At 57.6% G+C, this 12,151-nt stretch carries 10 protein-coding genes; 6 read left to right on the forward strand and 4 right to left on the reverse strand.

What is annotated here, in order from left to right:
* The first annotated feature begins 80 nt into the window (after window positions 1-80).
* Entirely contained in the window at window positions 81-2,570 is a 2,490-nt protein-coding gene (locus tag ACR0EL_RS01510) for a penicillin-binding protein 1A (RefSeq protein ID WP_480497612.1), read from the forward strand.
* On the opposite strand, the gene ACR0EL_RS01515 is transcribed toward ACR0EL_RS01510, so the two are convergent.
* A complete protein-coding gene (locus ACR0EL_RS01515) occupies window positions 2,564-3,397 on the reverse strand; it encodes an aminoglycoside phosphotransferase family protein (protein WP_480497614.1) in 834 nt (277 codons plus the stop codon). The genes ACR0EL_RS01510 and ACR0EL_RS01515 overlap by 7 nt on opposite strands.
* Before the next feature lie 77 nt (window positions 3,398-3,474).
* On the opposite strand from ACR0EL_RS01515, the gene prfB reads away from it, so the two are divergent.
* The 3 genes from prfB (at window position 3,475) to ACR0EL_RS01530 (ending at window position 6,987) form a co-directional block, all read left to right on the forward strand.
* Window positions 3,475-4,599 carry a peptide chain release factor 2 gene (prfB, locus tag ACR0EL_RS01520; protein ID WP_480497616.1) on the forward strand — a complete coding sequence of 375 codons (1,125 nt, stop codon included), beginning with the start codon at window positions 3,475-3,477 and terminating at the stop codon, window positions 4,597-4,599.
* A gap of 185 nt (window positions 4,600-4,784) precedes the next feature.
* On the forward strand, window positions 4,785-6,185 hold the full coding sequence (locus ACR0EL_RS01525) for an amidase (RefSeq protein ID WP_480497618.1): 1,401 nt from the start codon (window positions 4,785-4,787) through the stop codon (window positions 6,183-6,185).
* Between the two features lie 25 nt (window positions 6,186-6,210).
* Window positions 6,211-6,987 (forward strand): DUF2189 domain-containing protein, encoded by a 777-nt coding sequence (locus tag ACR0EL_RS01530; RefSeq protein ID WP_480497620.1) that lies wholly within the window; start codon window positions 6,211-6,213, stop codon window positions 6,985-6,987.
* A 31-nt stretch (window positions 6,988-7,018) separates the two neighbouring features.
* Here the strand turns inward: ACR0EL_RS01530 and ACR0EL_RS01535 are convergent, their stop codons facing one another.
* From ACR0EL_RS01535 to ACR0EL_RS01545, 3 genes are all read right to left on the reverse strand, one after another.
* Window positions 7,019-7,726 (reverse strand): helix-turn-helix domain-containing protein, encoded by a 708-nt coding sequence (locus ACR0EL_RS01535; RefSeq protein WP_480497622.1) that lies wholly within the window; start codon window positions 7,724-7,726, stop codon window positions 7,019-7,021.
* A 311-nt stretch (window positions 7,727-8,037) separates the two neighbouring features.
* Entirely contained in the window at window positions 8,038-8,598 is a 561-nt protein-coding gene (gene ilvN / locus ACR0EL_RS01540; RefSeq protein WP_170530541.1) for an acetolactate synthase small subunit, read from the reverse strand.
* Between the two features lie 66 nt (window positions 8,599-8,664).
* A complete protein-coding gene (locus ACR0EL_RS01545; protein ID WP_480497625.1) occupies window positions 8,665-10,416 on the reverse strand; it encodes an acetolactate synthase 3 large subunit in 1,752 nt (583 codons plus the stop codon).
* 420 nt (window positions 10,417-10,836) lie between these two features.
* On the opposite strand from ACR0EL_RS01545, the gene ACR0EL_RS01550 reads away from it, so the two are divergent.
* Both ACR0EL_RS01550 and ACR0EL_RS01555 read left to right on the forward strand, forming a co-directional pair.
* Window positions 10,837-11,682: a HalD/BesD family halogenase gene (locus ACR0EL_RS01550; protein WP_480497627.1), complete on the forward strand. Its 846-nt coding sequence runs from the start codon at window positions 10,837-10,839 to the stop codon at window positions 11,680-11,682.
* Window positions 11,683-11,728: 46 nt separating this feature from the next.
* Window positions 11,729-12,112, forward strand: a complete 384-nt coding sequence (locus tag ACR0EL_RS01555; RefSeq protein ID WP_353006642.1) for a bleomycin resistance protein — start codon at window positions 11,729-11,731, stop codon at window positions 12,110-12,112.
* Window positions 12,113-12,151 lie beyond the last annotated feature (39 nt).

Consider the following 12,151-nt stretch of genomic DNA (forward strand, 5'->3'; position numbering starts at 1 on the left):
ACGGCTAGAATGCGCCTGTGGTTTTGACCCTTGGGCGGTGCGCCCCTATATAGGCGGCAGCGCGAGAAAAAGGCAGTAACGTGATCCGGTTTGTTCTTTCGATTTTCGGGGCGATCTTCAGCCTCGTGACTTTGGGTATTTTTATGGCGGCGCTGGTGGTTGGTGCCGTGTTCTGGATGTATGGCCGCGACCTGCCCAGCCATGAATCACTGGCCCAATACAAACCGCCAACGATCAGCCGAATTTATTCAGGCGAAGGCCAGCTGATCGACGAGTTCGCGCAGGAACGTCGTCTGTTCACCCCGTCCGAGGAAATCCCGGATCTGGTTAAGCAGGCGTTTATCTCGGCTGAAGACAAGAATTTCTACAGCCATCAGGGCTATGACCCGCGCGGGATCATCGCGGCAGGGGTTGAGGCGGTGCGGTCAAAGGGTGAAACCGTGCGCGGGGCCTCGACCATTACGCAGCAGGTGATGAAGAACTTCCTGTTGTCCGGCGACCGCCGGGCCGAGCGCAAGATCAAAGAGATCATCCTCGCCACCCGGCTTGAGGATACCTTGGACAAGGAGCAAATCCTCGAACTCTATATGAACGAGATTTTCCTGGGTCAGAACTCTTATGGTGTAACCGCCGCCGCCCAGACCTATTTTAACAAAACCTTACAGGAACTGGCCCCACATGAGGCCGCGACATTGGCCTCAATGCCCAAAGCGCCATCCGATTATCACCCGGTTCGGCAAAAGGAACGCCTGCTCGCCCGCCGCAACTACGTGCTGCGCGAGATGAACCAGAACGGCTATATCGATCAGGCGACTTATGAGGCCGAGGTCGAGATGCCGCTGCGGTCGGTGCAGAACGGCGATTTCGAAAGCTTCCGCACCGCGCTGCCACCGCGCGATTATTTCACCGATGAAATCCGCCGCCAGCTGAGCGAAGATTTCGGTGAGGGCGAATTCTTTACCGGTGGTTTCACCGTCCGTGCCTCGGTTGATGAGGAAATGCAGGTCGAGGCCGCCAAGGCCCTGCGCACCGCATTGCAGAAATATGACCTGTCTCGTGGCAAATGGCGCGGAACCGGTGAGGTGATTGCCGAAGACGCGCTGGCGGATGAGGCGCAATGGCGCGATGCGCTGTCTCTGATGGAAATCCCGCGCGATGTGGTGCTGCCGACCCAATGGTATCCGGCTGTGGTACTGGACGTGGCCGAGCAGCAATTGACCGTCGGGATCGAGAATGGTCCGTCCGAAGGCATCATCCCGCGTTCTGACATCAAGTGGATGCAGGGCAATTTCTTCGACAATTTTAAACGCGGTGATGTGATCCTTGTGATGGCCGGGGAAGAGGGGCAGTGGTCTGCCCGTCAGGTGCCCGAAGTGCAGGGCGGCTTTGTTGCGATGGACGTCAATTCAGGCCGCGTTCTAGCGATGCAGGGCGGGTTCTCGTACCAGGACACGGTGTTTAACCGCGCGACGCAAGCGCAGCGTCAGCCGGGTTCGTCCTTTAAACCCTTTGTCTATGCGGCTGCACTGGACAGCGGCTATAGCCCCGCAACCATCGTTGTGGATGCGCCGATTGAGGTGAACACGCCGCAGGGTCTGTGGCGGCCCAAGAACTCGTCGAACAAGTTCTACGGCCCGACGCCGTTGCGTACCGGGATCGAACAATCCCGAAATCTGATGACCATCCGTCTGGCGCAAGAAGTGACGATGCCCGTTGTTGCCGGTTATGCCGAGCGGTTCGGTGTCTACGACCGCATGGGCGCTTTCCTCGCCAGCTCTCTGGGGTCCGAGGAAACCACGCTTTACAAGATGGTCGCGGCCTATGCGATGTTCGCAAATGGCGGTGAACGGGTAGAGCCCACGCTGGTCGACCGAATTCAGGATCGGTTCGGCAAGACGATCTATCGCCATGATGATCGGCAATGTCTGGATTGCAACTCCAGCTGGCTGGAGCCGGATGAATCGCCCACGATTGAGACCAATCGTTCGCAGGTCATGGATGCGATCACGGCGTATCAGCTGACCTCGATGATGAAGGGTGTTGTCGACCGGGGTACGGCCTCGCGCTTTGTGAACCTTCCGGTGCCGACTGCGGGTAAGACCGGAACGACCAACGACTCGAAAGACGCCTGGTTCATCGGCTTTACCTCGAACATCGTGGCGGGTTGCTATATCGGCTATGATCGCCCGCGCCCGATGGGGCGGGGGGCCTATGGCGGCACCATGTGCGGCCCGGTGTTCCAAAGCTTCATGGAAAAAGCGGTTGAGAAATATGGCGGTGGCCCGTTTGATGTGCCGCCCGGTGGTCACTTTATCAAGATCGATCGGTTCAGCGGCGCGCGCCTGCCCGCAAATGCTTCGGGCGACTATGTTGTGGCCGAATATTTCCGCGATGGCGTCGATGGCTTTATCGATCGGATCTATGATGGTGGTTTTGCCATCGGATCAGACCTGCCGCTGTTCGAAGAGGTTCAGCGCGCAGGTGTACAGGTGCAAACCTCAACAGGTGAAACGGTCACCGTCGGCCCGAAAGCCTCGCAAGGCGATTTGAGCACGGGCGGTCTTTACTGATTTGCTGCGTTAAGTAGCATACGCAACAAATCGGCCTCTTTGTCTTGTGCAAGGGGGCCGCTTGCCCTCCAGTAGATCGACAACGCGCATTTGGCGGCGGCCCATTGGGCCAGGCGCTGTCGGTCAACGCCAAGGGTATCTGCATAGAGAGAAAGGCATTTGTTCATATGATCTGGTTGGCGCACAAGCTGCGGCATACCCTTGGGATGCCGGATCGCGTTGGCCAGTTCAAAGGCAAGATCGCCCAGATAGCCTTTGGCGTCGATGACACGCGGACCCGCGCTGCTGAGGATGACATTGTCGGGGTGCAGATCGCCGTGCAGCGGGGTCATTTCTGCCTGACTGTTCAACAGGCTTTGCGCCAGTTGGGTGGCCTGTTGCATATCCCGAACCAGATCGGCCGGGCAGGAGGGGGCAAACTGGCATTCATACAGGGGGCGGAAAGCCTGGGTCAGCGGGCGTAAGCCCGAAATATGTGGGGTGGCCTTAGCGTGCAGGCGTTTAGCTGTCTCTGCCAAAGTGACTAGGGCCTGATCATACTTTCCCCGCCGCGCGATGTCCCCGAGTGTGGGGCCTTCGAGCCATTCCATCAGGATCGCTGTTTCGGTTTCTTTGAGAATCCTGACGGCCCCCCGGTCTTGCCAAGCGCTCAGGATTTCGCTTCCCGCTGCTTCGTTGCCGCGATCCGGGCGGTGATAGAGTTTGAGCGCAGCTGCTGTATCATCAGAATCCAGAACCTTCCAAACACGGGCCGCGCCGGTTTCAGCAACCGGCGCGATCAAGGTCAGCTGCCATTGATCCAGAATCTCTTGTGGTGGGTTCTGCATTCCCGATGCGCCTGTCTTGTGGTGGCCTCCACCTCTTGCTATCACGCAGGCCTGATTGAGCAAGTTGGGACAACACCATGCGCGCCGAAACCCAAAATATCGTGGCTGAGATTGAAAAGTCGCTGGAGCTGCTGGCGCAGCGCATGGACTATGAAACCGCGCCTCATCGGCTTGAGGAGTTCAATGCGCGGGTCGAGGATCCGAACCTGTGGGACAGCCCTGAAAACGCGCAGAAACTGATGCGCGAGCGGCAGATGCTGGTCGACGCCATTGAGACATACGAATCCATCAAAACTGACCTTAGCGACAATATTGAGCTGATCGAACTGGGCGAGATGGAAGAGGATGACGAGGTTGTTAAGGACGCCGAAGAGGCCATCGTCAAGCTGGGCTCGAAGGCTGCTAAGAAAGAGCTTGAAGCGCTGTTGGATGGCGAGGCTGACGGCAACGACACTTTTCTTGAGATCAATTCAGGTGCGGGTGGCACGGAAAGCTGCGACTGGGCCTCGATGCTGGCGCGCATGTATGTGCGCTGGGCAGAGAAAAAGGGCTATACCGTCGAGCTGCAATCGGAGACGGCCGGCGAAGAGGCTGGGATTAAGTCTGCAGCATATAAGATCACCGGTCACAATGCTTATGGTTGGCTGAAATCGGAAAGCGGCGTGCACCGACTGGTGCGAATTTCTCCGTTCGATTCGGCGGCAAAACGGCATACGTCTTTCAGTTCGGTCTGGGTCTACCCGGTCGTGGACGACAATATCGAGATCGAGGTGAACCCGTCGGATATTCGGATCGATACTTACAGGTCATCCGGTGCAGGTGGCCAGCACGTAAACACCACCGACTCGGCGGTACGTATTACGCACATCCCGACCGGGATTGTTGTGACCTCGTCCGAGAAATCCCAGCACCAGAACCGCGACATCGCCATGAAGGCGCTGAAATCGCGGCTTTATCAGCAAGAGCTGGACCGCCGGAACGCCGACATCAACGCCGCGCATGAGGCGAAGGGCGATGCGGGTTGGGGCAACCAGATCCGATCTTATGTGTTGCAGCCCTATCAGATGGTGAAAGACCTGCGGACAAACCATGAGACCTCGGACACCAAAGGGGTGTTGGACGGGGATCTGGATGGGTTCATGGCGGCGACGCTGGCGTTGAATGTGGCGGGCAAGAGCCGGTCCGAGGCGCAAGGCGAGTAAGTCGGCGGGGGGCTCTGCCCCCGCCGCGGCAGGCCGCGGCTCCCCCGGGATATTTTTGGCCAGATGAAGCGGATCCGGTGTGCGTGTCCGGGGCGGAAAAGATGTATTGAAACAGTGGGTTTTAATGATCTGGTGGCGCAGCTAGGCTGGGTGTGACTTTCACGACCCCTTCCGCTGGAGCCTAAATGGACATCACAAAATATTCTGCGCGGATGCTGATCGCGGACTTATCGGAGCGGCGGGTGTCTGCGGAAGGCGTGATGCGCGCGACGCTGGAGCGGATCGGGCAGGTCAACGGCGCGGTGAACGCCATCGTGGCGTTACGGGATGAAGAGGCGCTGTTGGCCGAGGCGCGCGCGATGGATGCGGGGCCGATACGCGGGCCGCTGCATGGGGTGCCTGTGGCGGTGAAGGATCTGGTGAATGTAGCGGGTGTCGTTTCATCTCAGGGATCACCGTTGTTTGACGGGTTCGTGCCCGAGACGGACGATTTGATCGCGGCGCGGATGCGGGCGGCGGGGGCGATCCTGATCGGCAAGACCAACACGCCGGAATTTGGCCTTGGGTCGCATACGTTCAATCCGGTCTATGGGGCGACACGCAATCCCTACGATGCCGCCCGAACCTGCGGTGGGTCTTCGGGCGGGGCGGCGGTGGCCTTGGCGACCGGGATGGTGACGCTGGCCGATGGATCGGACATGATGGGCAGCTTGCGCAACCCGGCCGCCTGGAACAACGTTTACGGATTTCGGCCCAGTTGGGGCCTGGTGCCGTCGGACGCGGTTGGGGACAGTTTCCTGCACCAGCTGTCGACGCTTGGACCAATGGCGCGCAGCCCCGAGGATATTGGCCTGTTGCTGGATGTGATCGCGGGGTTTGATCCGCGATTGCCCTTGAACGCGCCCCATGGGTCTGTGTCGCCGGTTGAGCCCTTGGATTTGACGGGGATGCGCATTGGCTGGCTGGCGGCTTGGGGGGGTGCCTTCCCGATGGAGGCGGGGATATTGGACCTCTGCGAAACGGCTTTGGGTGTATTCTGGCAGTTGGGGGCCCATATCGAGCGGATACCCCCGCCTTTTGATGCGGAGCGTTTGTGGGACAGTTGGATCACGTTGCGCTCTTGGTCTGTTGCCTCGGGTCTTGAGCCATTGTCCAAGAACCGCGATGCCCTAAAAGACAGCGCGCAGTGGGAGCTGGATCGGGGCTTGGCGCTGTCGGCGATGCAAGTGCATCAGGCGAGCGTGGTACGGTCCGATTGGTTCCGTAAGGCAGTCGAGGTTTTTGACCGCTACGATGCCCTGATCCTGCCGGCGGCGCAGGTCTGGCCCTTTGATGTCAACCTGCCATATCCGACCGAAATCTCTGGGCGGGCCATGGATACATATCACCGCTGGATGCATGTGACCGTGCCGGTTAGCCTGATCGGTCTGCCCTGCCTGGCGGTTCCAGCTGGTTTTGGGGCGCAAGGATTGCCGATGGGGCTGCAACTGTTCGGGCCGCGTGGGTCGGATGCTCGCCTTTTGTCCATTGGCGCGGCCTATCATGCGGCAACAGAGTGGCCCCAAAGGCGGCCCGCCTTGCAGTAACGCCTCACGGCGAGGAGGAGTTGAGATGGATAGACCCTTTGGTGTACCGAACCTGCGCCCGGTGAACCGCGCGATGATACGGCAGGCACTGCATCAGGCTTGGGCTGATCTGCGCCGCGCGCCGGTGTTTGGTCTGATTTTCGCGGGGTTTTATGTTCTGGCCGGGTGGGCCATGGCCTGGATCACCGTGCAAACCGGCACTAGTTTCTGGCTGGTTCTGGCCGCGATCGGCTTTCCGCTGATCGGGCCGTTTGCGGCTGTCGGCCTCTATGAGGTCTCTCGTCGGTTAGAACAGGGGGAACCCCTTGATATGCCTGCCGTGTTCGGTGTCGTGCTGCAGCAAAGCCGCCGCCAATTGCCCTCGATCTGCGCCATCATCGTTGTGGTGTTTTTGTTCTGGTTCTTTTTGGGCCACATGATCTTTGCCCTGTTCATGGGGCTCTCGACGATGACGAACATATCCAGTTCGTTGGAGGTTTTTCTGACCCCCAACGGGGTGATGATGTTGGCTGTCGGCACGGCTGTTGGTGCGGTTTTTGCAACGCTGCTTTATATGATTTCGGTTTTGTCGATCCCGATGCTGTTGGATCGAGAACTGGATTTTGTCACCGCCATGATCGCCAGCTTTACATATGTCTCACAAAATAAAGTCGTGATGCTGGCTTGGGGGCTGTTTATCGCGGTTTTGACCTTTGTTGCGATGCTCCCCTGGTTTTTGGGCCTATTGATCGTGCTGCCTTTGTTGGGCCATGCAAGCTGGCATTTGTACCGGGGAATTTGCAGTGACGACGCACCAGATTGATTGATCTGCGATAAACGCCGTTTCGCGACGGCTAGACTGATGGCCCACCGGTTTTTGCAGATCGTCGCGCGGCTTGAAACACGGTTTCAGCGTTCTGTTTGAGATGGCGCAGAACAACCGGCTGTGGCTGATGCGGTTCAGAGGGTTTGATAACCGTTCCGCGCCAAAATTCGGCTTCCTGATTCAGCAAGTATATCTTACTGTTATGGCCACCGCGTTGTGAGGTCAGAATGTAGACATGATCGCCAGTGGTCGCCGCAATCCCTTGAATTTCGCGCGCTTGTGGTGATGTGCCGGGCATATGGGCTCGAGGGGTATAACCCCGTATCAATGTGCATTGAGGTCGCCGTTTGGCGTAAAGCAAGGTCACTTGTGGTGCCGAGGGCTGGCTTTCGGCGACCGCGTAGAAACCGGATGCAAAGGTCTTTGGTCCTCGAACTTCAGACCCGGACCCCAGAAACTGTGTAAGAATTGAACTTGCAGGATGTTCTTTCACAGCAGGAATTTCACCTAAGGGGCTTAGGACAATCCTTGCATCAACATCAAAAAACCGACAAATCCGATCCAAAACATCCGGGCGCGGGAAGCTCTCGCCTGCGAGGTAGCGATTGAACTGCGTCCGATTGATGCCGAGCTTCCGGCACAAGGCCGAGACAGATGGGTAGTCGCGCGCAAGGTGCCTTAGGTTCGAGCCGAACATAGCCCGAAGCTCAGCAGGGCTGCGAATGTTATCGGCCATGTTTTTCCCCGGCGCTTTATTGCTTCACGTATTAAAGGTTCAGGCTTACGGATAACCGCAGGCACTGAGAAATCACAAAAATCACCAAAACAACGCATCCCCAAATCGCGTTGCGGGCCGAAGCTAACGCTCCGTAAGCCAAAAGCAATAGGCTTTATCTTAATTTGTTTGAGGTTTTTCTCAGAAGAAGGGGCGTTATGGTAAAAATAACGCACATAAAGCCACTCGATTGCCAGCATCTGTGGAAATCGACCAATTTCAGATCGACCCCGCCCGAAGTTTTCGGAGGCAGGGTCGGGGCTTAAGAAAAATCAATCGCCACGCAGCAGGGCGGCAACACCGGTGCGGGCGATTTCAATCAGTCCTAGCGGCCGCATCAGATCGGCAAAGGCATCGATCTTGTCGGGTGCGCCTGTGATCTCGAAAATGAACGAGTTCAACGTGCTGTCCACCACGTTGGCGCGGAAGATATCGGCAAGACGCAGCGCCTCGACCCGTTTGTCACCTTCTCCGACCACTTTGATGATCGCCAGTTCGCGTTCGACCGAGGGGCCCTCGACCGTCAGATCATGTACATCATGAACCGGAACGATCCGGCCCAGCTGTGTCTTGATCTGTTCGATCACCTGCGGGGTCCCGGTGGTCACGATTGTGATGCGGCTGAGATGCCCAGTGTGGTCGACCTCGGCCACGGTCAGGCTTTCGATGTTGTATCCACGGCCCGAGAACAGGCCGATCACACGGGCCAGAACGCCCGGCTCGTTCTCAACCAGAACCGCGATTGTGTGCCGTTCCTGCACGTCCGAAAACGTCGGGCGTAGGTTATAGGCCGAATGGCGGGTAGAGCCTTTTTTGATATGTAGGGCAGACATTTATGTCCCTTTCATCACCTTGCGAAAACCGGGCGTCGGGCGCCCGGTCAATTCCGACAAATGTTGTTAAACCAGAACCGAACCTTTGGAATCGATCACGCCCTGCGTTTCGGCCTCGCCCAGCAGCATCTCGTTATGGGCTTTGCCCGACGGGATCATGGGGAAGCAGTTCTCGTGCTTTTCAACGAGGCAATCAAAGATCACCGGACCGTCATAGTTGATCATCTCCATGATCGCGTCATCCAGATCGGCGGGGTCGGAACACAGGATACCCTTGGCCCCGAAGGCCTCGGCGAGTTTGACGAAATCGGGCAGGGCCTCGGACCAGGAATGCGAATAGCGCTCGCCATGCAGCAGCTCCTGCCACTGGCGCACCATGCCGAGGCGTTCATTGTTCAGGATGAACTGTTTCACAGGCAGGCGGTACTGAACGGCGGTGCCCATTTCCTGCATATTCATCAGCCATGAGGCTTCGCCCGCAACGTTGATCACCAGCGCCTCGGGGTGGGCCATCTGCACACCGATCGAGGCGGGGAAACCGTAGCCCATCGTGCCCAGACCACCGGATGTCATCCAGCGGTTGGGGTCTTCAAAGCCCAGATACTGTGCGGCCCACATCTGGTGCTGGCCCACTTCGGTGGTGATATAGCGGTCATGCTTCTTGGTCAGTTCCTCAAGCCGTTGCAGTGCGTGCTGGGGCTTGATGGTCTTTTTGCTGGCGGTAAAGGCCAAACAGTTCACTTTGCGCCAATCCGCAATCTGTGCCTGCCATTGTTTGGCATTCGCCGCATCCGTCTTGCGACCCCGTGCTTTCCAGATCTTCAGGATATCCTCAAGCACATGGGCCACATCGCCCACAATCGGGATATCCACGCGGATCACCTTGTTGATCGAGGAGGGGTCGATATCGATATGCGCCTTTTTTGAATTGGGCGAGAACGCATCGATCCGTCCGGTGATCCGATCATCAAACCGCGCGCCGATATTGATCATCAGATCGCAATCATGCATCGCCATGTTGGCCTCATAGAGACCATGCATCCCAAGCATGCCCAGCCAGTTTTTGCCCGAAGCCGGATAGGCGCCAAGTCCCATCAGGGTCGAGGTGATCGGAAAGCCAGTCGCATCGACCAACTCACGCAGCAGCTGGCTGGCTGCAGGACCCGAGTTGATGACGCCGCCACCTGTATAGAATACCGGCTTTTTCGCCGTCTCTATCGCCGCAACCAACTCGGTGATCTCTTCCAGATCGCCTTTCAGGATGGGTTGGTAATGCGAGGTTGAGGATTTGGGCGAAGCGTACTCGCCCGAGGCAAACTGCACGTCCTTGGGAATGTCGATCAATACCGGGCCAGGGCGGCCCGAGGTGGCGACGTGGAAGGCTTCGTGCATGGTCTCGGCCAAAGAATCCGTGTCTTTCACCAACCAGTTATGTTTCGTGCAGGGGCGGGTAATTCCAACCGTGTCGGCCTCCTGAAACGCGTCCGAGCCAATCATGAAGGTCGGAACCTGGCCGGTCAGAACAACGATCGGGATCGAATCCAGCAACGCGTCAGTCAGGCCAGTTACCGCGTTGGTCGCGCCTGGTCCGGATGTCACCAGCGCAACACCGGGTTTGCCGGTCGACCGCGCATAGCCTTCGGCGGCGTGCACGGCCCCCTGTTCGTGGCGTACCAGAATGTGGCGAATGTCGTTTTGCAGAAAGATCTCATCATAGATCGGTAGCACGGCGCCGCCGGGGTATCCGAATACCGTGTCCACGCCCTGATCCTTGAGGGCCTGAACCACCATCTTTGCGCCGGTCATCTCACGTGTCATCTGCTTTGCTCCGTTCGCGACATGTGTCTTGCGTTTGACAAAAAAAAGCCCCCGACGTTTTCGGAGGCGCATGGGTTCGATTATGGTTTACCGTTACCGGCCCATGCGCTTGTTTCCCACGATTACGACTAGCGTTCTCATCGCCAGAGGCTCCTTTTTGCGTGCAGGGACATTATGAGCGGCGCGCAAGGGCGTCAACAGGCAATTGCGCCAATTTTCTATCTTCAAGATGTTATTCTGCGACATTTTATTGCGCAGATTGCCGCAGGTTGGGAATTTTAGCGAAAAATGATGTCTTAGACGCCGGATGGGATGGATATTCGCCGGTCTGAATGCGTCAAGCAAATGTCCAAAATGGGCATGATTGGGCGGTTTAACTGGGTCACGCTGACAGAGACGGGACTACGAGGGAGGTATGTCATGCTGCATGATCTGGTGGATTTGGGCCGCTATCCCATCGACCGGCCAGGTTCACAGGCTTATGACCGGATGATCGATGATGTTCAGCGCGAACTGAGCGAAGATGGCTGTGCGGTGTTGCCGGGTTTTGTGCATCCCGACGGGCTCGAATTGTTGGTGAAAGAGGCCGACGCGGTGTCGCCGCAGGCCCATCGCTCCTTCAACCGAACGAACGCCTATTTCACCAAAGATGACCCGCGGTTCGGAACCGGCCATCCCATCCGCCGCTTCTATGAACGATCGAATGCCTTTGTCCCGGCGGACAATTTCCCTAAATCCGGACCCCTGCGACGGATATATGAGTTTGACGGGTTCATGCCCTTCATCCGGACTGCGCTGGAGGAGCCTGCAGATCGGTTCTTTCGCTATGACGACCCGCTGGCAGATGTGATCATCAATGTCGTGGAAGCGGGGCAGGGCTTTCCCTGGCATTTCGACACCAACAACTTCACGGTGACTCTGGCCATTCAAAATGGTGAAGACGGGGGTGCGTTCGAATATGCGCCGAACCTGCGGACTTCGGAGGATGAGAATTTCGGTGCAGTCTCTGCCGTTCTGGATGGTGACATGTCGCGCGTGCGCCGGTTGGAACTGCAGCCAGGCGATCTGCAAATCTTCAAGGGGCGGTATTCCCTGCACCGGGTCGCACCGGTTTTTGGGACCCGCCAAAGATATGTCGGCATCTTTTCCTTTGTGGAAACCGAAGGCATGTGCGGCGGGGTCGAGCGGACCCGGCAGCTATACGGTCGTGTTCTGCCGCATCATTATGAGCGTGAAGGTACACGGCAGGATCAATTGCTGGATTGAGCCAGCAGAACGTGTAGCATGATCCCGATGCAGGCCGGAGGTTCCGATGCCCGAAGTGCTACAGATTACGCCGTTTGTTCTCTGCGCGTCACTGGAGGCGCAGATTGATTTCTATTGCCGACGTTTGGGGTTTGAATGCGGATTTAAACAGGACAACTATGCCTTTCTGTCGCGGGGGCCAGTTGCTGTCCGGTTGCTGGAATGCCCGCCGCGCACCGATGGCAAAGCTTTGGGCGATAACCAGTCCTTTTACATCGATGTGAAAGGTATCGATGCGCTCTATGACGGTCTGAAAGATGGTTTGAGCGACCTGCCCGAGGGACGGGTGCGGCCACCTTTTGATCAGCCCTATCTACAGCGCGAGTTTCACGTTCTTGATGAGGACGGGACTTTGATCTTTTTCGGGGAAGATATTCGCCCTCGGAATTAAAGCCTCCCGCCCATCGGCAACGCGCCTTTGGCGCGTCTT

This window comes from Ruegeria sp. AH12 (assembly GCF_056541465.1).